The 23,099-nt window shown below is 65.3% G+C and carries 19 protein-coding genes; 8 read left to right on the top strand and 11 right to left on the bottom strand.

Annotated elements, in window-relative coordinates; translation table 11 throughout:
• Positions 1–463 precede the first annotated feature (463 nt).
• Entirely contained in the window at positions 464–598 is a 135-nt protein-coding gene (locus ED92_RS43710) for a hypothetical protein (protein WP_255355410.1), read from the top strand.
• A gap of 130 nt (positions 599–728) precedes the next feature.
• Here the strand turns inward: ED92_RS43710 and ED92_RS37665 are convergent, their stop codons facing one another.
• Positions 729–1,331 (bottom strand): SMI1/KNR4 family protein, encoded by a 603-nt coding sequence (locus ED92_RS37665; protein ID WP_037347426.1) that lies wholly within the window; start codon positions 1,329–1,331, stop codon positions 729–731.
• 92 nt (positions 1,332–1,423) lie between these two features.
• Entirely contained in the window at positions 1,424–2,848 is a 1,425-nt protein-coding gene (locus ED92_RS37670; RefSeq protein WP_161791138.1) for a hypothetical protein, read from the bottom strand.
• A 498-nt stretch (positions 2,849–3,346) separates the two neighbouring features.
• On the opposite strand from ED92_RS37670, the gene ED92_RS41515 reads away from it, so the two are divergent.
• Entirely contained in the window at positions 3,347–3,703 is a 357-nt protein-coding gene (locus ED92_RS41515) for a hypothetical protein (protein WP_052121149.1), read from the top strand.
• A 39-nt stretch (positions 3,704–3,742) separates the two neighbouring features.
• Here the strand turns inward: ED92_RS41515 and ED92_RS43860 are convergent, their stop codons facing one another.
• Positions 3,743–3,973, bottom strand: coding sequence for a hypothetical protein (locus tag ED92_RS43860; protein ID WP_369797479.1), 231 nt, complete (start codon positions 3,971–3,973; stop codon positions 3,743–3,745).
• Between the two features lie 369 nt (positions 3,974–4,342).
• Between ED92_RS43860 and ED92_RS37680 the strand changes: the two genes are divergently transcribed.
• The 4 genes from ED92_RS37680 (at position 4,343) to ED92_RS37700 (ending at position 10,596) form a co-directional block, all read left to right on the top strand.
• Positions 4,343–6,049, top strand: coding sequence for a P-loop NTPase fold protein (locus ED92_RS37680; protein WP_037347429.1), 1,707 nt, complete (start codon positions 4,343–4,345; stop codon positions 6,047–6,049).
• Between the two features lie 1,104 nt (positions 6,050–7,153).
• Positions 7,154–7,501, top strand: coding sequence for a hypothetical protein (locus ED92_RS37690; RefSeq protein WP_037347432.1), 348 nt, complete (start codon positions 7,154–7,156; stop codon positions 7,499–7,501).
• 96 nt (positions 7,502–7,597) lie between these two features.
• Positions 7,598–9,763 (top strand): tetratricopeptide repeat protein, encoded by a 2,166-nt coding sequence (locus tag ED92_RS37695; protein ID WP_152611119.1) that lies wholly within the window; start codon positions 7,598–7,600, stop codon positions 9,761–9,763.
• Positions 9,760–10,596, top strand: a complete 837-nt coding sequence (locus tag ED92_RS37700; protein ID WP_052121153.1) for a bifunctional 2-polyprenyl-6-hydroxyphenol methylase/3-demethylubiquinol 3-O-methyltransferase UbiG — start codon at positions 9,760–9,762, stop codon at positions 10,594–10,596. The genes ED92_RS37695 and ED92_RS37700 overlap by 4 nt, the downstream gene beginning before the upstream one ends.
• Here ED92_RS37700 and ED92_RS37705 read toward each other — a convergent pair.
• Together ED92_RS37705 and ED92_RS37710 are read right to left on the bottom strand one after the other, a co-directional pair.
• Positions 10,578–12,560 carry a radical SAM protein gene (locus tag ED92_RS37705; protein WP_081976036.1) on the bottom strand — a complete coding sequence of 661 codons (1,983 nt, stop codon included), beginning with the start codon at positions 12,558–12,560 and terminating at the stop codon, positions 10,578–10,580. The two genes, ED92_RS37700 and ED92_RS37705, sit on opposite strands and share 19 nt — an antisense overlap.
• A gap of 39 nt (positions 12,561–12,599) precedes the next feature.
• Positions 12,600–13,334, bottom strand: coding sequence for an SDR family oxidoreductase (locus ED92_RS37710; protein WP_200882800.1), 735 nt, complete (start codon positions 13,332–13,334; stop codon positions 12,600–12,602).
• A 436-nt stretch (positions 13,335–13,770) separates the two neighbouring features.
• Here ED92_RS37710 and ED92_RS37715 point away from each other — a divergent pair, with 436 nt between their 5' ends.
• Entirely contained in the window at positions 13,771–15,099 is a 1,329-nt protein-coding gene (locus tag ED92_RS37715) for a hypothetical protein (RefSeq protein WP_152611120.1), read from the top strand.
• Positions 15,100–15,257: 158 nt separating this feature from the next.
• On the opposite strand, the gene ED92_RS37720 is transcribed toward ED92_RS37715, so the two are convergent.
• The 3 genes from ED92_RS37720 to ED92_RS37730 form a co-directional block, all read right to left on the bottom strand.
• On the bottom strand, positions 15,258–15,890 hold the full coding sequence (locus ED92_RS37720) for a hypothetical protein (protein ID WP_052121155.1): 633 nt from the start codon (positions 15,888–15,890) through the stop codon (positions 15,258–15,260).
• Between the two features lie 91 nt (positions 15,891–15,981).
• Positions 15,982–16,374 (bottom strand): hypothetical protein, encoded by a 393-nt coding sequence (locus tag ED92_RS37725; protein WP_037347110.1) that lies wholly within the window; start codon positions 16,372–16,374, stop codon positions 15,982–15,984.
• Between the two features lie 202 nt (positions 16,375–16,576).
• Positions 16,577–17,896, bottom strand: coding sequence for a helix-turn-helix domain-containing protein (locus tag ED92_RS37730; protein WP_037347113.1), 1,320 nt, complete (start codon positions 17,894–17,896; stop codon positions 16,577–16,579).
• 1,117 nt (positions 17,897–19,013) lie between these two features.
• Between ED92_RS37730 and ED92_RS37735 the strand changes: the two genes are divergently transcribed.
• On the top strand, positions 19,014–19,721 hold the full coding sequence (locus ED92_RS37735; RefSeq protein ID WP_037347117.1) for a hypothetical protein: 708 nt from the start codon (positions 19,014–19,016) through the stop codon (positions 19,719–19,721).
• A 21-nt stretch (positions 19,722–19,742) separates the two neighbouring features.
• Here the strand turns inward: ED92_RS37735 and ED92_RS37740 are convergent, their stop codons facing one another.
• The 3 genes from ED92_RS37740 to ED92_RS37750 form a co-directional block, all read right to left on the bottom strand.
• Entirely contained in the window at positions 19,743–20,168 is a 426-nt protein-coding gene (locus tag ED92_RS37740; protein ID WP_235213486.1) for a hypothetical protein, read from the bottom strand.
• Between the two features lie 350 nt (positions 20,169–20,518).
• Positions 20,519–20,956: a hypothetical protein gene (locus ED92_RS37745; RefSeq protein WP_152611121.1), complete on the bottom strand. Its 438-nt coding sequence runs from the start codon at positions 20,954–20,956 to the stop codon at positions 20,519–20,521.
• Positions 20,957–21,391: 435 nt separating this feature from the next.
• On the bottom strand, positions 21,392–22,516 hold the full coding sequence (locus ED92_RS37750; protein WP_152611122.1) for a hypothetical protein: 1,125 nt from the start codon (positions 22,514–22,516) through the stop codon (positions 21,392–21,394).
• Positions 22,517–23,099: the final 583 nt, after the last annotated feature.

The raw sequence follows: 23,099 nt of genomic DNA on the forward strand, positions 1-23,099 counted from the left end.
CTCGAACTGTTGAAGGTGCTAGGGGGCACGGGGTTGTTGCAACACCGTCTGCGGGAAGGGGCGGTGTTGTGGTGGGTTGGGTTTGTCGGTGGTTGCCGCGGGCGGTGCGGGTGGGGTTTTGGGATCAGGTTCGTGCGGAGGTGGCGAAGCCGGCGGCCCGGGCGGTGGGGTTGTCCCCGACGACGGGGGTGCGGTTGTTCCGGCAGGCTGGCGGGGTGATCGGTAACGCACCTTGTCGGCCTGGGCCGGTCCGGTTGAGCCTTGCCGAGCGGCGTGGTGATGTCACACGGTGCGCGGTCGGGGACAATCGATGGCAACTGCCAGGGAGGTAAAGGCGAGATCGTCGACGCTTACAGCTACTGGGGATGCGAGAAAAACAGCACCAAAGAATTGATGTGCTCGTGGGACGAGCACTTTGTCGTGGCCCCGGCCGTTCCATCTGGCACGTCTGGCCGGATAGCGGATGCCGAACCACGGCGCGGCGGACAACACGTCCGAGTGCTACCGCAACGGCAACGGCCAGCGCCAGGTAGAGGTCAGCGTCGGGTTCCGCATCTACTACGACGGTGCCTGGCGTGGCTGGTACCAACACCCCTGACACTGACGTCCATGAACAGGGCTTGCTGCGATACGGCGGGATGTCCCTGAAACTGGACGGCTGAGCGACCAGGCGCCGATGGTGACCGGTCCGCTGCAGCGTGCGGGGCGCCCGTGTCCGCGCGCGGCGTTTACGCCCAGGCCAGTGCTCCGTCGTCGCGTACGGTCGGGTCGCCCGGCCGCGGCGGGGTTTCGGTTGTGGTGTGGCTGTCGAGTCGTTGGGCGGTGTCGGTGAGCAGGGCGCTGACGCTGGTCCAGGTGGTGCGGTGGGCGCCTGCTTGCGCCATCCAGTCCATCACACAACCGTGTTGGCTGCCGGGGCGCAGGTCGATGGCGAGGACAGCGCCGTCGAGGGCGCGGCAGACGGGCAACAGTGCAGTGCAGTATCCGAAGGTGGCGTCGCCGGCCGCGCGCTGGTGTAGTCCATCGGTTTGGCAGCAGTCCTGGTCGGGGTAGGCGCTGAGGCTGGTCCACTCCTCCCGCACGCGCGCTACCGATAGCGGCATGTACCCGCCGGGGACGGTGAAGGCGGTGCGGTAGTCGGCATCGTCGTCGACCCCGTCCATCAGCCGCCACCACGCCAGCAGGTCGTCCGGGAACGGCAGTCCCACGGCGTCCTGTACCGCGCGAATGTCGTCGGCGGGTGCTGGAGGCCGGAGCGTGGCCGCGGTGATCGGCGTGTGTCTGTGCAGCCAGGCCATGATCCGTTGCCAGGCTGCGTCGACGTCGTTCACCGTCACAGGCTCCACCTGCCATCCTTGCCAGCAGTGGTCTGCCGGAGACGGACGTCTCCGGCAGACCACATGGTTATCGCTGCCGGTCCTCGTCAGGGGTTGATCTGGATGAAGAACCGTTCCTGATCGTGCGGGTCAAGTTCGGGGTCTTTGCCCAGATCCAGGATGCGGTCGTTCTCGTACCAGCCGAACAGCCGGCGGCCTGCCTCCTGGTTCTGGGACCGGTTGACCCACCGTACCGTGTAGTCCAGCGCGTACTGGGCGCCCTCGTACTCGTTGCGCGCGGAGCCTTCGTAGGTGGAGGCGAAGGCGTACTCGTCGCAGTCGAACGGCCCACCGGTCGGTGGCCGCGGCGGCATCCCCACGGTGGCGCAGAAGTTCGTCGACACGGTGCGGTTGCGAGCCGCGCGAGTGCTCGAGGCCTCGCTGCGGCCGGACGCCAGCCGGTGCAGCGTGTCCCCGGGTGCCGGCGAGCCACCGAGGAGCCGTTTGCCCTGCTTCGGCGGCACGGTCGCATCGGGATTGGCGCGGGCCTCCTCGACGTGCATGGCATGTCCTGCCACGGCCGGGTCGCTCTTGCCGTAGGACATGCCCGGCACGGCGCGGTCGAAGATACTGCCCTGCTTGTCGCGCAGGTAGAACGCGCTGTCGAACCGCAGCCCGCCCTCGGGGCTGACCGATTTCAGGTCGATGTCGCGTTTCGGGGTGAACTCGTACTCGAACTTGAACACACCCTGGGCGAGCTGTTCACCGAACTCCGCGCCAGGCTGGTATCCGTCGGACAGCAGGTCGAGGTAGGAGTTCGGATCGAGGCGCCATTGCGGGATGGTCGCCTTGCGGGTGGAGAACTTGCCCGGGTGGCACGCGCGGTCGTTGGGGATCCCGAAATCGACCCGGTACTCGCCCGCGCACTGGATGGTCACCTGCATCGTGGCGTTGGGCTGGCTGAACGCGCCTTGTGTGTAGAGGATCGTGGTTTCCAGCCGGAAGTCGGCGAAGCGCTGCGTGGCGTTCTCCGGGTGCGGCCCGATCTTCCCATAGCCGACCACGACACTCGTCGCGCCGATCGCGCCGATGACCTGGCAGCCCCGCGGCCCGCACTTGAGGTCCACCGCCCAGACCAGATCGATCTGGCAGTAGGAGAACCGGTTCTTGATCCACCCCGCGTCCTGCCCCGCGGTGCCGGCCTTGGCCAGGCAGTCCGCGTGGGTCATGTATTCATACGGATCGGCTGGTTTGCTGCTACCCGGGAATCGGGAGCTGTCCACGACATACGGCGGGTCGGCCGCCGCGATCCGCGGTTTCCGCTGCGGCGGTGCTTGTCCCGCCGCGGCGCTCGGCTGGATGCCGAGCGCGTCCAGGTTTCCGTCACGCTCCAGCGTTTTCCTGACGATATCCGGATTCCGTACCAGCGCCGGATCGCGGATGACATACATTTCCGAACGGTAGGTCACCGCCTCGATCGCCTGCGCGGGCACCGCCCCCATCATCAGCGCGACCACAGCCCCTAAGGGCAAGAGCACATGTCTGAGACGTATCACAATCGTTGATCCTCCCCTGGAATCACCGTTTGGCAGCCACCTATGGACTGCCGGGATAGAGGCTGCCGAACCGTCCATGTGTTCGACGACCGCCAATCGAGTGACAACAATTTCAGAAAATTCGTAGATCGCGGGTTTCGGATTCGGCGCACTGCGACGCTGTCGTGAAACCGGCGGGCGATCGCGGGTGCGGAATTCGGTGCAGCATGGCGTTTGGTGTCCGAAACGGCAGGATGAGGAGATATCTTCAGGGAGCCTGTTTTCCGGTGAAAAACCCGGAAGTTGCGGAAAACTTCCCAGTCTGCCGTCGCGCGGGAAACGAATTCAGCTGGTATCCCAGTCGAAGGAACGTAACTGTGTGGCGAAGGAATTTTTACGCACACTACGAGTGATTACCACGATATCCGTGACCCAACCCGCTTCCGCTCTCACTAACGATTCGTCAGCGAGATCGATGGCTGAGCTGCTGCAACCATGACCGAGCAGGCCCTCGACGACCACCTCACCCGCTACCTCGGCCACGGCAGGCGGGAGACCCAGGTCGACGGTATCGAGATCTGGCGGCACGAACGCCCAGAGTTCGTCTCCTTCGTCAGCCACGGCTTCTCCAGCCAGCCCGTCACCGCGGTGTACTCGCCGGAAATCGTGTGCTACGTCGAGCACGGGCAGGATGGCGCGGCCGCTCCACTTGAGCTCGGCGGCCCTGTGTCCGAGCACCACTGCGACCTCGCCGATGGCGCGGCAGTTGCGGTACTTCTTGACGAGCAGGACGCCGGACAGGAGTTCATCACGGATCTCAAGACACCATGGCAATCGACCGTCGCCGCGTGACGCCCGATGCAGGTCGCCTTGGCCAGGCGAAAACTCTACTCAGCGTGCACGGAACGACTTTGCTGCGGCTCTGACCGGGACCTGTGCGAGTAGGTCGAGTGCCGTGCGCATCAGCTGGTACTCCAGAATGTCCTCGTCGTGTGATTGGTAGGTCACCGCGGTCGGGAGGTCACGTCCCGGGGACACTCGCAGTTGTTCGGCGAAGTCGATGCGACCGCGACGGTGTGGAGTCGCTCTCGATGGTCGCGGTATCTGCGGAGAAAGCCGCACCGGCGTCGGTCATGCCCAAGTGGCTGACCGCCGAGTACACGTCCATGGCCCCGCAGGCTCGCGTCGATACTTCGGCCCAGGCCAGCCGGCCGCGCAGCGTCGACGCCGCGACAATGGCGGGCCGGGGAGTGCAGCCGAAGGGGGGCAATAGGTGGTGTCGTCAGGCGGCATATGCCAGCGGCCGCCGCCGACGGAGGGATTGTCGGCGCTTTCGGACACGGTAGTGCCGGTCAGGTCGGGTTCGTCCACAGCACCTCTCGGAAGGTGGCTCTCCGGATTCACTAATCGGTTGCCGGCGGGTGTAGCGCTCCGGCCTTCGCGAGCGACTATGGCGGGTACGCGAACCAGCCGAAGCAACCCGGGGTGTTCATGAAGATCAGCCTTATCGCCGACCAGGCGATCGGCGAAACGCAAGGGCGAGATGTCGACGGGCTGGGTTTCGACACCTATGCCCGCATCCTGGCCGGGGCGGCGACCGATACCCGTGGGCCGTTCACGATTGGGGTCTTCGGCGAATGGGGGACCGGTAAGACGAGTCTCATGCGTCTGATCGAGAAGCGGCTCGGCGACGAAGGGAACGTCGTCACCGTCTGGTTCAACGCGTGGCGCTATGAGCAGGAGGACCATCCGATCGTTCCGCTCGTCGGCACGATCGTCCAAGCCTTGGAGAAACACAAGACTTTCCGGAACCGCTTCGGGACGGGCGCCGAGAGGCTCATCCGGTCGCTCCGGGCCGTCGCGTACGGGTTCTCCGCGAAGTCGAAGGTGAAGATACCCGGTTTCGCCGAGGTCGAGGCTTCCTTCGTGGCGAAGGACATGATCGAACGAAACGCCGCTCTGACTCCGGACCCCTTGTTGGATCGGAGCCTGTACTTCAACGCCTTCACTGCCCTCGACGAGGTGAAGCTGAGCGAAGACGTGCGGGTCGTCGTGTTGATCGACGACCTCGACAGGTGCTTCCCCGATCAAGCCATCAGACTGCTGGAGAGCATCAAGCTGGTGCTCGCCCAGCAGGGCTTCATCTTCGTCCTCGGTGTGGCCCGCAAAGTCATCGAGGGGTATCTCCAGCACCGCTATGCCTCCGACTTCGGGATCGCGGACTTCAAGGGGGAGCTGTACCTGGACAAGATCGTGCAGTTGCCGTTCCACATCCCGCCGTCGACCGATCGCATGGACGGGTTCTGCCGCGAAATCCTCGCCGGGCAACCAAAGGAGCTGGTGGCCGAGCTGCAGCCCGTGCTGCCGACGGTGGCCGACGCCCTCGGTGGAAACCCGCGTGCGGTGATCCGGTTCATCAACAACATCCTGATCGACCACGCGATCGGCAGGGGGCTGTCCGATGGGCGTGAGGGCGGGATACCGATTCGTTTCTTCGCCGTCTCACGGTGTCTGGAGCACCGCTGGCCAGAGGTTTTCGGTGCGCTGACCACTTCTGACGGGCTGGCGGAGGACGTCGCGACCTGGACTCCGGACACCTATGCCTCCAGGGCGAGTGGCACCGGGGGCGAGAGCCTAATCGCCACGAGGCTGCTCTCGGAGCCCGAGCTGCGGCAGCTTCTCGCCGGCCCGCAGGGTCAGGACTGGCTGACCGATCACACGCTCAGGCGCGCGAGCGTGAGCTTCCTGATCACTCGTCAGCGCCTATCCCGGCTGGACACTTCCGAGGTCACGGTCCGCTACGACGCGTTCGTCTCGTTCGCGAACGAGGATCGCCCAATAGTCATCGATCTCGTCGAAGCACTTTCCCATGCCGGTGTCCGGGTGTTCTTCGACGGGCACATCGCGCCCGGTGAACGGTGGCAGGAGGTGCTCGACGACCGGCTCGGCGTCGCGGACTGCCTGCTCTACTGCGTGGGCGAGACGACCCCGAGAGCGACCGGACAGCTCAGAGAGTACGAGATGGTGTCACGACGCTCGGAGGTCACGGTGATCCCCATTCTCCTGCCCGGTGCGGACGCCTCGCTCTTGCCGGAGTTCATCCTGGCCCGCCAATGGCTCGACTTTCGGGCCGGCGTGTCCGCCGAGGGCATTGCTGATCTGGTGTCGACGTTGAGATCGAAGAGCCGGCGCGCTTGACGGCAAAGGTCTAGGGTCGTGAGAGCCACAGCCGCAGCAGCTCCGATGGTGGTGAGAAGCACCAGCGCGATGAGGGTGATCAACGGGGCCCGCATGCGGGGTGTTCTGTTCTCCGAGGTTGGGAGCCCGGCCTGCCGAAAGTTCCCTGTGTTCCTGATCAGCCCCAGCACCTGGGCAGGGCCCGGCGCCGTGTCCGGATGGGCCCGGACAACGCGCGCACAGACGGGCATAGTTGGGCTAACCGGTAACGGCCTGGTGTCGTCGGAGACTGAGCGGCGTCCGGTGGCCCCTGTCGGACAGACCACCGCCGTGGCGAAGGAAGGTCGTCAGCATGGAGCTGGAAGAGATCGTCACTCTGGACCAGCTCGTCGCGGCGCTTGATCAGCTACGCCTCGACCGTGGTTTCTCGTTGAGAGACCTCGCTGCCGCGGCGAGGAAGCTTCCGCCGCAGGGCGGACGGCAGCGAACTCTTCCCAGTTCGACGGCCAGCGATGTGATCCACGCCAGGTCGGTACCCAAGCACGAGACTGTGGTGACGTGGAGAGGATCTCGATGGTAAGCCATGTACCGAGCCCAGGAAGAGCGAGCATGATGCCGCCGTAGCCGAGAGTCAATCCGAGATCGCGTAGCGCCGTGCGTGGCCGCAGGTCCCGCAGAATAGGCGAAACCGGACCACGGCGGTCGGCGGTAGCCTGCAGCACGAGGCCGACGACCGCGAAGAAAATCCCCAGCAAGACCGCGGGCTCAAGGTTGCTGAACGGATAGCTCATGTGCCACCCACAAGGGCAGCGGACTGCAGTTTCCTTTGACTCCCCATGGCTGGACCCTATCGTCGGCTGAAGGATGACCAGCAGAACTCTTTGAAATTCGAGCAGTCGCCCCCAGGCGTGCCGAGTTTCGAAAGAATCGGAAAGTCACAGTAACCGCAGTTCATTCATCCTTACGTGCTTTCCTCTCGCGGTGGCGAGTATGTAACAGGAGCGGAGAGCGCTGGTCCGGACGGGTCGCCTTGCGCCGGATGTAACGCAGGCCCCGTCGAAGCCGTCTTCAGGCTGATAGCGTGGCGAGCTGGCCGCGAACGCCGATAGGACGGGAGTGCCGTCGATGCCCGAGCCGGTTCTCATTTCCCTTGCCGCCGCGCTTGCCGGCCGGACGGTGGTCGGCTTGTACGAGCTGGTGAAGAAGAAGTTCTCGGAGGATCCGGAGGCGACAGCGGCACTCGAGGCCGCGGAGGGGGCGGCGGAGGACTCGGCCGAAGTCGAAAATCTGCGGGATCGGCTCGCCGTGGCCGAAGCCGATGATCCTGACTTCGCGCAGCGCTTACGGTCTGAATGGGAGAAGATCGGCAACGTGCACCAGGCCGAAACAGGTGGCGTTGTCAACACCGTGACGGGCGATGTCTCCGGCAAGGTCGTCCAAGCGCGTGACGTCCAGGGCGGTATTTCCTTCTGAGGTGCAGCTTCGCGTGTTTCCACCAGTTGCGTGATGCGGTGCTTGTCCGCGTGAAGGCGACCGTATCCCGCCGAGTCGGAAGAAGGACCACGAGCGGTGAGTGCCGATCAACCAGCAGACATCCTCGACGGAGACCGTGACGGAGCGCGGAACGTGGTCGTCGGCGACGTCGACGGGGTTCTTGTGCAAGCGAGGGTCATCGAGGGCGATGTCACCATCAAAGTGCCCGAGCGCAAGGCCGTCGTTCCGCGCCAGCTACCGGTCGCGGTGCGGGATTTCATCGGCAGGCAAGCCGAACTGGACGCGCTGACCGCGATGCTGGACGAGGCGGCCGTCACTGGCATGGTGGTGGTGTCGGCCGTGGAGGGCTCCGCGGGAATCGGGAAGACCACCTTGGCGATCTATTGGGCGCATCGAGCGAGGGACCGCTTTCCGGACGGTCAGCTCTATGCGAACCTGTTCGGTTTCGACCCCGCGGGCGAGCCGCTGGATCCAGCGGTCGTGGTGCGTGGATTTCTCGACGCCTTCGAGGTGCCGCCCTCGCGCATTCCCGCGAACCTCGACGCACAGGCGGCGCTCTACCGCAGCCTGGTGGCCGGACGGCGAATGCTGGTCGTGCTGGACAACTGCCGCGACAGTGGCCAGGTGCGGCCGCTCTTGCCCGGCGGCACGTCCTGCATGGTGATCGTGACCAGCCGGAGCCGGCTGGACGGTCTCGTCGCACGGGAGGGGGCACGGAGGCTGGTTTTGGGACTGCTCACTCTCGAGGAGGCGCGGGCTCTGCTCGCGGCGAGGATCGGCGAGGAACGAGTGGCGGCGGAACCCGAAGAGACCGACGCGCTGATCGAGCTGTGCGCGCGCCTGCCACTGGCGTTGAGCATCGCGGCGGCGCGGGCCGCTGCGAACGCCCCGGTCACGCTCGCCGGTCTGGTCGCCGAGCTGCGTGATCGGCGGGCCCGACTAGAGGAATTCGATCTCGGCGAGGTCGAGGTGAATCTGCAGGCCGTGTTCTCCTGGTCCTACCTGGCGCTCACACCGGAGGCGTCGAGGCTCTTCCGGCTGATCGGCCTGCATCCTGGGCCGGACATCGGCGTGCCGGCGGCCGCCGCCCTGGGCGGGGCGTCCCTCCGCGAAACCCGCGCGCTGCTCAAGCAATTGGTCAACGCTCACCTACTGGAAGAGTTCGAGCCGGGCCGCTACCAGTTTCATGACCTGCTGCGGGTGTATGCGCGCGATCGGGTTTCGGCGGAGGGGAGCCGACCGGACAGCGAGCGGGCTGTCGCACGAGTGCTGGACTTCTATCTGCATTCCGCGGTCGCCGCCGACCGGCAGTTGTATCCGCACCGCGAGCCCATCGTGCTGTCACCGCACGACGAGCGGGTAGATCCGCGACAGTTCCGGGACTACGACGAAGCGATGGCGTGGCTCACCACCGAATACCCTTGTCTTCTCGCGGCTGCCGACCACGCCGCCGAGGAGAAGCTGGACCGCTACACGTGGCAGTTGTCGTGGTCGCTCGCCACTTTCATGGACCGGCAAGTGCACTGGCACGACTGGATCGCGATCACCGAGAAGGCGATCGTGGCGGCTCGGCGACTGAACGATCGTGCCGGAGAGGCCCGGATGAGGTACAACCTCGGGCACGCCTACGCCCAACGTGAGCGAAACGCCGAAGCCTACGACCAGATCGAGCGGGCACTCGCGGTGTTCCAAGAACTCGGGGACCAGGTATGTGAAGCCCATGCCTTCCACTCGATGAGCTGGATGCTGGCCAGGCAAGGACGGTACGCCGAGGGGCTGGTGAAAGGCAGGCAAGCGCTGGAGATCCATCAAAGCTGTCGTAATCGCTTCGGCGAGGCTGAGGCTCTCAACACCGTGGGATGGCTACATGGCCTCGTCGGCGACCACGAACAGAACCTCACCTGCTGCAAGGCCGCCCTCACCGTGCTCGAGGGGCTGGGCCAGCGGCATAGTGTGGCCTTCACTCTCGACCATATCGGCGACGCGTACCGCAACCTCGGCAAGGCCGCCGAAGCGATGAAGTACCACCGCGGGGCGGTCGAGCTGTTCCACGAAGTCGGCATGGCCTTCGAAGAAGCCACCGCGGTAGCCCACCTCGGTGACGCCGCCTTCGCCGCCGACGATCATGCCGCGGCGCTCGCCGCATGGCAGCGCGGTCGCACCATCTTCGTGCAGCTGGAAAGATCTGAGGCCACGACGCTGGCGGAGAAGATCAGCGCGATCCAGGGAACGGACTCATGATCGACCGGCAGCCCATGGTGGCGTCGAGTGCCTACGCGTATCCGGACGACGAGGATCGCATTACTCGTCGTTTCATCGAGCAGGCGGAGCCGCACCCCGGCTACTGGGACCATAGTGACGAACGTGCCATGGCGCGCGCGGCGGAGAAGCTGAAAGAGCTGCTCGGCCCGAAAGACAGCGTGCGGGCCCTGGACGTGGGCTGCGGGCCGGGCAGGATGTTGCCGTGGCTCTCCGAGCTGGCCGGACGGGTCACCGCGATCGACCCGGATCCGGGCCGGCTGGCCAAGGCGGCCCAAGTGGCACGCGAGCTGGGTGATTCAGCCGAGATCGTCACCCAGGTGGGAAACCTTCACGAGCTGCGGGCAGGCCCTTTCGATCTGGTGTTGTGCAGTCACGTCATCCAACACATCCCGACCGCCGACCTGGTGCCGCTGCTGAACTCGATCCGCGAGCTCATCACACCGGACGGTGTGCTGATGCTGTCCTGCACCCGAGCCCCTGTCGGCGACGAAAAGTTCAGCCTGGACCGCATGACCGAGCACGGCGTCGAGTCGCATCGGGTCGATCGGGCCCGGTTCGACGAGGTCGCGCGCGCCGCCACGGGGAAGGAAGGGCTGCCGATCCACCACCGCGACCCGATCAGGCTGGCCGAGCTGGGACGTTCGCTGGGCTGGGCGCAAGTCTGGACCTGGTCGTTCCACGTCCTCGAGCCCTTGCCGGAGTTCGACATATCCGGCGACCGGGACGAGTGGGTGAACGGCTCACCGGAACTACTCCGGCGGTTCGGCCGTGATGCTGTCGTGCTGTGGCGGCTTCAGACCTCGACCGGCTGATCGAGCAGCGCTCTGAGCTCGTGCACGTAGGCCGCGTGCACGGCTCGCGCCGCCGCGGCTCCACCCGTCCGGATGTCGAACGAGCACAACCGCCCGGGGTCACGAACTGCGGAGGAGACCTGGTAAGCCGACAGAGGACGGCCGTGATGAAGCCCTGCCGCGGCGGCGACGATGTCGCCGCTGCAGGCGCAGAAGTCGGCAGGGCCGCCGCCCTCGGTCAGTTCACGTACCTTCTGCAGACGGCAGAAGCAGCCGGATTCGGTCAGTTCGACCGTGCTGCCCACCACTCGTCCCGGCGCGGCGAGGAGTTCGAACCGATCCGCTCTGCTGGACTGCTTCGAGTGCCAAGCCGACAGTCCGCTCAGCGTGGTCTCGATCGACGCCTCAGCCTCATGTTCCGGACGGCCGACGCCTTCGAGGACATAGCCCGGCCAAAACGACAGCGCTTGGGCGTACACCCACGCCCAATAGACGTCTTCAGGTGAGAGCAGGTCGCTGCCGACCGCGAAGTTGAAGCCCTCGAACAAGCCCAGTTCCGTGTCGTGCGCGATGATCCCGTGCCGGAGGCAGTTCTCGTAATCGGTCGAACCCGGAATCGGGTAGAACGGATTCGAGCCGAACCCGAGCCCCGCCGTCGCCAGGCGGGCGGCGTCCTGCGCGGCACGGGTGAGGTCTTGTCCGAGCAGGCCGACGATCAGTGACGCGCTGACTTCCACACCCTGATCGAGGAACCATCCTGCTCCGGCTCGAACCTTCTCCACCGAGGTGAATCCTTTGCGCAGCTTGCGTAACCTCGCCGGCTCGGTGGTCTCCAGGCCAAGGAACAAACTCCTGAAACCGGCATCGACCATATCCCGGACCAGTTCGGGCGAGAGCTTCACGACGGTCATGCCATTGGGCAGGTGCAGGTCGATGTCCAGACCGGCGGCCTTGATCGCCCGGCACAACCCCCGCACTCGGTCCGTGTCGAACGTGAAGTTGTCGTCCTCGATGCGGAATTCACGGATACCGTGGTCGAAGACGTAGTGCCGGATCTCCGCGACCACGCATTCCGGTGACCGGTACCGGAACGCCTTGCCCACCGTGGCGTGCACGGTGCAGAAAGTGCAGGAGAACGGGCAGCCGCGGCTGGTGATGAGCGTCGTCGCGCGCTCGTAGCGATCGAAGTCGAGCAGGTCGGTCGCCGGCAGTGGTAACGCGTCGAGGTCGGGGACCTGTGGCGCGGCGGGCGTGACGTGCACGCCGGGACCGGCGAGGTCGCAACCGCAGAACCGTGGCTGACAGCGGAATACCAGGCCACGAATGCCGGTCAACGGCGCTCCGGTGCCAACGGCGTCAAGGACGCTGGGCAAGGTGAACTCGGCTTCGCCGCGTACGAATACGTCGAAAGACGGCTCCTGCAACGCGTGGTGGTGTGCCACGGTCGGATGTTGGCCGCCGAAGATCACCAACGCGTCCGGAGCCATTTTCCGTACCAGCCTCGCGGTCTCGTAAGCCGACTCGTAGTACGGAGTGAACATGCAGGAGATGCCCACGACGTCCGGCTCGGCGTCTTGGATCGCTCGTCCGACGCGTTCCCAGCTCGCGCCCCAATGCACCAGATGTCGCCACCGTGGGTGCCGGGCGATCTTCAGCCGGTCGACCTCGGTGTAGGCCTCGGGATCGACGATGTGATTGTCCTCGGTGAACGACAGCGCGTCGAACAGAACGACCTCGTGTCCGCGATCGCGCAGGCACGACGCCAGATAGGCGGGCCCGATCGGAATATGCCTGCCGATTTCGACCCGGCATCCACGAACGGAAGGTTTTACCAGAAGAACGCGCACCGCTCGACCTCCTGCGAAGAATGAAAACCCAGTACCCCACGAGGCCCACCCCGAGTCAATCGACTGTTCGGCGTCTTCGCATACACCGGCATCGAGTATGTCAATGAAGGATTCGGTCCGAACTTGCAGGCGGTTCAAAGGCGGGTGTGCTTGTCGAGTGGTCCGCTCAGTCGGAAGTCAGCGCCGCCTTGCTGTTACGTCGGTATCGCGCAGGGCAGGAATTTTGTCGTCTGTTCGGAGCCTTCCGGGCAGACTCCAGGCCGCCGACACGGAATTCGCCGGGGACTTCCAGATTGCCGTCAAATACCGCACTTCCTTGCCTCGTCGGCTGCCCAGTCTCAAACCCGATGGATTTCTTCGTGCAATTTCCGCCGCCTGACAGCGCCAGGGCCGGCCTAGCTCGCCGGTCCGCAGACGAGGACGGACCAGCCGCCGTCGACGCGGAGCACTGTCACGGTGGCCGGGCGGAGCGCTGGATCGGCGGCCAGCACCACCGCGGCGGCGACGTCCTCGGGTTCGAGGATTCCTGCCGAGCACCGATTCCCTGGCGAGGACCTCGCCACGGACGCCTGCGAGAATTCCCGCTGTCGCCGGGGTTCGGACCGCCCCGGGCACGACTACCAGGACACTGACACCGTCGCGTCCGCTCTCCGCGGCCACGTGACGGGCGAACGTCGTCAGTGCGGATTCCGCGGTGCCGTGGGCGAGGAGGCCTTCTCCGACGTAGTCCGGCGCGGTACTGCCGATATACACGATCCAGCCACGCAGGGACAGAATTCCGGTCACGAGAGCGTCGGCCGCCTCGGGGTCGGTGACGTCGGCGCGGGCGCTCGACGCCGTGCCGCCCGCGGCCTCGATGTCGTCGACGACGCCAATGGCGCCGTCGGAGTCGGTGCGGTAGTTGACGATCACGTGGTGCCCGCGGCACCCAGCTGCCGGGCGATCGCGGCGCCCCGCCCGAAGTCACGCAAAATGCCTAGATCGGGCGCCGTAATCTCGAAATGTGACCTTTATCGATAGTGCAGTGGTGTCAGGCTCTGTAGCGAGCCCGCTCATGCCGCCAGCTCCAGCACGCCACCTTTATCTTACCTCACAGCAACCCTCTCTATCACTCACAACCCCCTGGTATATGCCACTTGCCCCGGTGAAGTCTGAAGCTTGACGCCCAATCGCTGAGATTGTCAGTGACCGGCGTCCCTTATTCAATCGGCAATGGGGCAAGCTGTCATCGCGGGCCTCAACAGGCGAATTCGACTGCCCTCTTGGGCAGGCTCCGAGCGTGCTGATTGCCTTGCCCCTCGGCGCTGTGGTGAACTGGAGAGCAGTCCTGTCGGCGATGGGAGGATCCATGTCACGGCAGCAGCACGACACGCCCGTCCTGTCTCCAAACCCAAAGGGTGACGTGACGCGGCGCGGCAGGTCACCCGAAAGCGTTGCCGGTGTCGCTGGGGCACATCTGAATCCGTCGGCCATCAGCAGGCTGCAAAGTTCAGCCGGGAACCAAGCCGCGTGCCAATTGCTGGCGGTACAACGAGAGCCGCTTGTCGCGGGACCGTCACTCGACGAGCGTTATCGTGCCGCTCTCCGGACCGCGACGGAGACTGGGGATTTCAGAAACACTGCCGAGCTGCTCAACGGATTCAACAGGCAGGACATCCTGCGCAAGCTCGCCGAACTGACCGACGAACAGGTCAACTACATGCACGTCGGCGCGACAAGCAATCCGGCGGTCGGGCCCGGGTCTCAGATCGCCGAGCTGACAAGGCCCGGCGCCCCTCGCGCGTCCACGGCCGGTCCGAACAGCAGTCAAGCGCCGAGGCCGCGGGCGCCCGTCGCGCAAGGGCCGGATCTGTCCGGCGAACAGATTGCTGCCATGACGCCGACCGAACGACTGGTGGAAGCGTTCCACCGGGCTGACATCAACGCGGCGGTCCGGGAGAAGATCCTCACCGTCCTGACGCCGGAGGCCTTGGTCGCCGCGGTCATCACGTTCGCTGCGGTATTCATCGCCTCGCAGTTCACCCCAGTCGGCTGGGCGGCCGATATCGCGCTCGGGTTGACCGCCGTCTTCATCGGGACAGGTCTGTTCCGGGCGGCAAACCATCTGATCAATTTCGCGGATGCACGCAACGCGACCACACAGGCCGAGATCAACGCCGCAGGCAACGAGTTCGCCCGCGCGGTGGCGGAAGTCGAAGTCGACGCCATCCTGTTCTTGATCATGCGAACCGCCGGTGGCGGTCCGCGTGGCGGCAGTCCGTTACCAGGCCCACCTCCGCCTGGGGCGGGCGTGGTGCTGGCGACATCGCGAGGGCAATTGGTGATCGTGGCGGTCGACACGATTCCAGCCGCGGTCGCCAGCGACCCTGGGATCACTGCGGGCGCGTCCGCGATGGCCATGTCCGGGGGGCCTCGTGACAAGGACTACTACGAGGAGAAGTACGGCGAGGGCGACGAGAACGACATGCTCCGTCGGCAGCGAATCAGCGACGGGAACAAGCAGGAACTCGAGAACTCAGGATGGCTGAGGCGGCGGATGCCAAGCGAGGAACGCCGTCGCGAGTTCATGGAGTGGTTGCAGAGGGGTCATGAGCAGGGGGAGGCGCACACACATCTGCGACCGGGCTCAAGGGAGGCCGAGGCCGCGGTCCGCGAGTTCGAAGCGGAAAACCCCTGACCCCTGAGACCTAGTGAGCGTCGTCGAACCGAGCGGAACCGATACGGCGCCCTCGCAGGTCCAGGTCGATGAGCACAGCCCGCGGAGGTCCAGTGGGTAGCACCACCACGAGGTCGGGTCGTCGCCATCTGGTGCGACCAGTTCCAGGTAATCGATGATTATGCGTTGCGCGCTGAGTCGGACCTCGGTGCGGCGTCGCCGCGCCGCCAGATGGCGTTGTCAAGCTCCCATCGGCTGCAGCCGAATGCGGCAGCGGCGTCGGTGAGCAGTTGTCGTGCGCTGGGGACGCCGACCTCATGGTCGAGGGTACGACGCAGCCAGCGAAGTACCTTCCGGTCCGGTTTCACCTGTTCGTCGGCGCCGAAGAGCATCCAGAGGTAGCCGATCCGGATGTCGTGATGGCCGTTCCCTGGGACCTTGCGGAGTCGGCTTTCGACGGCGTTAAGTATGGGCAGGTCGGCTAGGAGCAGGGTGACGTCGTCGAGTGTGTGCACGTCGGAGGTGGCGAGGATTTCGGCGTAGCGCACGGCGGCGGCTGCCTTGTGCACGCCGCCGCGTGCGCTGGTGCGGCCGCGGTTGTGCAGGATGTCGGTGGCGAGCCGGGCTGGCCCGAGCAGGTTCCCCAGATCCGCCAGCGCGTCGACGGGCTGCTCGGCGGCAGTACCGGCGGCTGTTGCGAGGTCGGCTACGTCGACGAGGTGGGGCAGGAGGCCTTGGTGTTTCGCGTAGCGGTCGCAGACCGCGATGGTGCTGGTGTAGCGGGCGTTGATTGAGAAGACTGCGTCGAGCACGCAGAGCGGCAGGTGCGCCCACCGGCGGGCGGGGGCTGGATGTCGAGCCCGGTGGCGGTGTCGACCAGTTTCTGCACGGCCGGTGCGGTGGTCATGGCTGGCGGTCGTGGGGGCGGATACGGAACATCGTCAGCGGGAAGCCACTGTCGATGAGGCTGCTGGCATGCTGACCGCCGCGGGCATCGACGAATTCCATGGCTGTCACGTGGTCACAGGACAGGAAGGCGCCTTCGACCGCGCTCGTGTCGCCGTCGCGAGCGATATGCGACGACAGCTGCTGAGCCAGGTACTGCGCGAGGCTGTTGCGCCGCCCGGTTTCGGCGCCACCGATCTCGAAGCCCAGCCCACGGGCGACCTCGGGATACTTCGTGTCGAGCGCGATGGCCAGCTGGTAGGCCGTCGCGTAAGGGCGGCCGAGGTGGTGGCCCGGCGGCTCAGGGGTCACCTGCTGGAGAACGTCGACGACCTTCTCCAGCACCGACATTCGATCCCAGACACTCGTCACAGCCGTCCCTTTCGTGCGCCGATCGGACGTCGGCAAGTCGCCCATCGCGGCTGCAGCGTTACTCACGCGGCGTCGTCCACGTCGGCGCTCCCCGCGAGGCAGTGCGCGGGCATCGTTACGCGAGTGCACTCCGACCCCGCCACTCACCAACTGCTCGGAAACGGCGTTTCCTGGGCCCGGCCTAGCCGGGAATGGTGGAGGCGCGTATGCCGAACTGTTGGTCAATATCGTCGGCGAGCTGGCAGGCTACGGCGCGCAGGGCGGCGACATCATCGTCTGCCGAGAATTCGGCTTCTACGGCGACGGGTTTGCGTAACGATCGCGACCCTTCTACGCGTTGGAAGTACGAGGTCGTCCACCCGCCTGAACGACCGTCGATCGCAATCAGGGGCGCCTGGTCGCTTTCCGCTCTCAGCAAAGCTGCCCGTGTCAAGATCGTACCGACTCCACCGAGGCCGCGGACGTGTGTCGATGCGAGCGCGATCGCCTCGACGATCACAGCGTCGACGATCCTCACAGGTACGTGCCAGACCCCGGTGTCCTCGTCCAACATGTTGTCACTGGGCAAGAATGCCCGCAGCTCGATCGCTAGGGCGATGGAGCCGTCGTGGTGAAGTTCCACCCAGGCCCAGTCGCTCAGTTCGTGAGGATCCGGCGCGTAGGGAGTTGACCGGATGACCCAGCGTCGCAGGCCGGTCCGCGGATTGTTCACCGATTCAGCAGAGAGTTGGTTGAGCGTCGCGACCCGGCCCTGCTCGGTCCCGAACAGCTCGGACGCAAGGTGCAGCGTCCTCTTCATGGTGGCGGTGGCCTGCGCGCGGTCTGGAGAACCGCTCAGCAGCGGCAAGGGGGCAACGGGCCGGGCCGCCAGCGCTATCCAGGCTCCCGTGGTCAAGTCGATCTCGGGAAGCACGCCATCGATCAAGGCGCCCAACGTTGTCCGGTCGTCAGCGCGACGCGAGAAGCGCTCACGATAGGCTCGTTCGAGCTGACCCTCCGACATCCAGTTGGTGTCAGTTCCATAGCGGTACGGAACGCCCATTTCGTTCTTCTCACCGACCAGATGAGGAGCATCCGGGCTGGGAGGCACATACACGGCGATCAGCCCCTCCTGCCCCTCGTCTGCACCGAGTGCTTCGATGAGCAGGCCTTCGATCAACGGTCTCACCTGCCAGGCCAGGGCCCGCAGAGACTGACGAGTACGTTCGCCGTTTTCCACACCCGTCAGTTCGGCGGCTTCCTCGTTCTCGTCTCGGACGCCGAAAACGATCAGCCCGCCTCGCGTGTTGGCCATTGCGGCAACGTCCTTGGCAAACTCAGCCTTCTTCTTCGCCTTGACGTCAGGCGGAAGGTCCTTCTTCCATGCGAGGTCCTGCTTCCAGTCCAGGTCCTCATTCTCACGAAGCCGATGGGTGACAGCCTGCGCCACCATGTCGTAGGTCAAGGGTGTCGGAGCTGTCAGCCCGAGCTCGACATGGATTCGTGACCACATGATCGCCATCGCGTGAGACTATCCATACTGCACTCTGCGGTCTTCTGCCACACAGAAGGCCGCTTGGGAACTGCACGCGTTAGCAGAACGTTCGGTGGCTTGTCGGCCGAGGACGCCAGAAGTCACGGCAAACACACTTCCCGCCCGTGCAGTGGGCGGGGTCGATGGCCCGCTCCTGCGGGAAGCGGAGCTAATCGCAAGTCTGCGGTGTCGACGAAGCTCTCGGAACCTCGCAGTCGGTGTTGCGGTCCACTGGGCGCGCCGGTTCGACGAGAGCCGACCATATCGCGCCAGGGTGGCGGCCGCCGAAGTCGCCAGCGGCATCATGCGGCTGGTGGGGCCGGCCACCGCTTGCCGCGGCAGAGGTGTGAGAAGTGGTCGGTACGTCCAGAACCTGCAGGTCCGAGCATGCTGCGAAGCATCGCGTGACAACGGCCGGAAGGGCAGTCTTCGTGCTCGTCGCTTCAGACCAGGATGGCAGCGCTGCCGCTACCCAGTTCGATCCGACTCCTGACATGGTCAGGAGTGCAACGCTCATGAAAAGCGTCATGTGACAACCTCCTCGACGCTCACTGTCCGCCCGCTTGGCGCTGATGTAGGAGGCGACGTGAGTGAAAAGCAGGATGATCGCTACCGCGATCAGGTACGCATAGATAGAACCCAGCCCGAGGGAACCCTCGCCTCAAGCGCCGAACACCCTCATCGTACCGACCGCCACCGACAGATTCGGCCGGACTGCAGCTCGGCGCCAGCGCGCCGCCTCAGTCCGGTCATGATTGGACACCCTCGGATCGGAGCCGGGACGAGTGCGAGTAAGCCGCGAACATCCAAGGCATGACCGTCGTGGTCCAACCTGAACCGAACGTAACGACCGGTCCGTTGTCCACGACGTTTCGTCGACAAGGGTGGGTGAGGTGGGTGGTTCGGTGGGCGAGAGTGGGTTTGGACAGGGCTCTGGAGGCGGCCGTCCCAACGGTGACGCTAGCGTTTTGGCTGCGTCCGGTGTGTGGGCTACCAATGTGACGTCTATGTCGGAGACCGTGAAGCTGCTTGTCCCCGCGAGGGGCGAGAACGTCGGCTCGCCTCCTTCGAACGCCTTGCTCTGCCGCCGGGGAGCCGTTACGCCATGACCGTCGCGACGATGCAACTGCGCGACCCCGGCCCGGCGCAGTCCAACCAGATCTATCACTTCTGCGGTAGGCCACCGGGCACCGGCATTTCCGCGCAGCTGGACCCCAGCATCGCTTCCATGTCGGTGCCGGACCGGCTGGCGAATATGCTGTGGGAGGAGCGGCTACGAGGGTCGGTGCCGTTCGGCGCCTCAAACCGGATGGTGTGTTTCTCCGAAAGCCCCATTCAACACCTGCACTGGCTGCTCACCGACCGTGGGTTCCCGCCATGGGCGCTGCTGTTCGACCGGCAGCGTCTTTACGATGTCGGCGGCGGACCGGTCTGGTATACCCGCGAAGCTCAGCACCGGACCTTGACACCGGAACAACGGGACTGGGCGGTGAAGTTCGATGCGTTCACCAACGACTGGCTGCACGAGCGGGAATGGCGAGTTCCACTCCCACCGGGCTACACGGCGTTGAGGCTCAGCGCCGACGTGATCGTTGCTGTCATCATCGGCGAGCCGAACTGGGCTCCGTGGAGGCAGGTACTCGAGCCGACCGGGTACCTGATCGGTGTGGGTGGCACTCCTGGCCTCAACGGTGTAGCCCCGCAGATGGCGCCACAGTGGCGGTTACCTACGTTGTGGAACCAGATCCACGCGTTCTGGTGGGATAGTTCGAATCGCCGGTTCGTTCCGGTCCACGTACCAACACTGAGCTGAGCCCCCACGCTATCCGGTCGACTACGCCGATGCGACGGCGTGGAACCGCGTCGTAACGTCCAGGCCTAGTCGAGCGCCGCGGGAGATCGTGATCCGATGCCCGTTGACGTGTGGGTCGTGGCGGACGGCGGCTTTGATTTCCCCTGCTGTCACCTCGCGTGCCCAGCGCAGTGCATAGGTGGCGCTCTCGAACGTGATCAGCACGGCGATCTCGAAATCGAAGGATCGGAAGACCGAAAAGATGGCGCTGGCCCTGGTGTTGGGGCCGACGGCTCTGGCCTTGACCTGGACCCGGCGACCGTCGGCGGCGAGGAGGTCGTAGGACTTGCCCGAGTTCGCCGCCAGTTCGCCGCCGTAGACCTGAGCGGTGAGGTACTCGGCATAGTCGCCCAGCGGAGCGTTCCTCGTCCTGACGACACCCCGGTCGTGCAGCTCCTGCAAGATCATCGCGTACCTGCCCAACAAGTCCGGAACCGATGCTCCGCTGAAGTCACTATGACCTGACTCCATTTGCTCGACCTCCGCAACATCGAAACTCGCTCGCGACCTGACATCCCGCCGCAGCCAAGCACTGATCGTGACACGGCACGTCCTTGGCGAGGGTGACGGTCCACATCTCCGGAACGAGAAGTGAGCCGGACGGATCGATTGCCTACCTGAGATCAGATCCACGTCGCGCGGTGCCTAGCTTCCAGGCCGACGTCACCAACTATCGCCCAGTCCGTCAAGGAAGAACCGGTTGGCGGGCTCTATGACGCGATGACCACGAACCTAAGCCACGACTAACGGCTCAGCGTTCAGCAGCGTTCGATTCTTGCCAACAGCGCCCGGAACGACGGGTCGTTGCCCCCTGCAGCTTCCAGCCGGTCATACAAGGCCCCTTCCAGCCAGCCTTGGTCCACGCCCATGACCAGCACTCGCGCCATGAAGGCGGTCTCGAGTTCGGCCTGCGTGCACACGCCGATGGCGACAAGGTGATGTGCCAGCTTCGCATACGGATCAGTAGCCGAACCCGTTGTCGTGATCTGCTGCCGGGACAGCTCCATCAAGGTCGATGCCAGCAGCTGTCCGCGCCAAGTCGTCACGAGCCCGCGGTTCACCATCTGATCGGCGATGTCGATTGCTGCGGTGGTGTCGCCGCCGGGCGCTGCGGCGACACCAGGGCCGCCTCCAGCTGAGTGCCCGCCCGCATCCTTGCGTGATCGGGGCCGGGAAGCTCCACTGCCTACCTCCATAAACTGGCTGCTCTGACGAGTAGCCTCGCATCAAACGGGCGCGCGCAGTCACGGGGGCACTGCGATACACCCTGCCGCCGGCCGAGAACATCGGTTGGGGCGACTTCGCCGACCAGCCGCCGGTGCCATCGGCCCCCGTCGGCCCGGCGGGGAGCCGATGGCGCGGGAACGCGGCAGTTGGCGACGGCGTCCTGTGACAGGCTTTCGCTTAGGAAGCACACGTCGTCGCCGGGGACCCGGTACAGCGCGATGGCGATGTGATCACTGGCCAGGACATCGCCGCGGTCGATGAGACGGCTGGCCAGGGAGACGATGTCGAGGAATGACCGGGATGCCGTAGGCGGTGTCCTGTTCGTCCGGTTATTCCGCGGTGTCGTTGACGGGACGCTGCCGGTCGGGCGTTGATGCTCTCGCCTGGTGGGTGGTGCGTGCAGATCACGTAGGCCGGGTGAGCTCCGCTTCGACCTCCGGGTAGCGGAAGTTCCATGTTTCCGGGTCGTCCCGGAGGACTCGGAACCGGGCGAAGTCGAATGTGCGCTGATCGAGGAGGTACGTGGTCAACTGCAGGAGCGGCCGGTTGCCCACAAACCGGTCGAAGCTGGTGATCGCGGGGGCTGGGCGATTCCCCACTGCGCACATGTAGCGCAGCGCCTCCGAGGTCGTGGTCACCTTCTCGTCGTACTCCTCGGGATCCGCGTAGGCGGCGGTGTCGTGCTCGATCAGGACACGTCGTATGGCCGGCTCATAGGTAACCACGTGCGGGGCGGGCGCTGGACCAAAACCCAACTTTCCCTCCCACCTCCAGCCAGCCATCGTCTGGCCGGACTCCACGAGGTCCTGCAGAACGCGGGCCAGGCCTTCCGCGTTCGACATGTTCAAACGAGCGTTGATCATTCTTCGCATGCCGGTTGCGTGCCTATGGTCAGCCCAGGCGACGAACTCCCGGTGGTGACTCCACATCGAGTAGACCGGAAATGATTGTCCCTCCTCACCGCGCGATCCCACGGACAATACGAAGACGAACCGTGCCGGCTCGTTCCCGAACGTTTGGATCACCGACTCCACCAACAACGAAACGAAGTACCGCCTGGCAGCGTCACTGTCCGCAAGCACGGGGAACAATCCGTTCTCCAGCGGGTACCAATGGTGCCGCGAGGCTCCGGAGGGTTCCTGGTGTAGCAGTGCCTTGAGTTGCGCGACGAGGTCATCGTTGTCTTCGGTGGTATCCGGGCCGCGCTCAGGCACCGGCTGTGCGTTATCGACCAGATGCCGCCAGGTCCTCTCCTCCTGACGCCCTGGTCCCTCTCCCGCCCACGCGGACCAGACTTGCACCAGCGCCCATACCTGATCCGGGTCTCGCGGCGCCCGACCAGCTTCCCGTAGCCATTCCCCGACTCGCCGGGCATCCAGCTTCCCGCCGCCGTGGTCACGTTTAGCCTCTTTCACAGCTTCCCTGTGTGACCAGGGCTTTCCCTGCCGTTTACGGGCCTCGACCGCACGAGCCTCGAGCGAACGCAGTTCCTCCTGCAGCCTTCGCAACCCCGCCCTGCTCTTGGCCATGCGCGTCCTCCGACAGTCGGCGGTGCCCTCATCGCCCGCATCCAACACAACGGTCATGGCTTCGACCAGCAGCGTAGCCCGATGTTGCCCGCAGCCGCCGCATTCCCTCGCTCACCGGCAGCGTCCTCTCCACCCTCCTTGGCGACAAACAACAACCACTGCCAGGAGGACATCATGTCGATGCCGGACAAGCCGACCCGCCACGCGCGCGTCACCCTGATCGCCGCTGCGCTGAAAGGCGTGCTCACCGGGGTGGCTCACGCGATCGTGAACTGGCTACTGGATTCTGACTAGCACCGGACACGACAGCAGTGGCCGACCATGACCGGCGGGGCCACTGCTGTCTACTGCCCTCACGACGTGTTGTCCAAGGCGACCCTCGTGCGCACACCGAGGTCGTGCTCTGGGCCCGGGACGCGACGGAATGAGCCGGTGTCGCCAGCGTGTCCAACGAACCTGGCGATGTACAACCTGCCTGCGTGACGCGGCGGCCTGCCTGGATTGTCGGTGCTGGATGCGACGATCCAGGCGCCCGAGACTCGCTTGGGCTGGGTGGGTATCCAGCTGGGTGGCGGCGCCGAAC

The sequence above is a fragment of the Amycolatopsis sp. MJM2582 genome (genome assembly GCF_000754115.1).
GTDB lineage: Bacteria > Actinomycetota > Actinomycetes > Mycobacteriales > Pseudonocardiaceae > Amycolatopsis > Amycolatopsis japonica.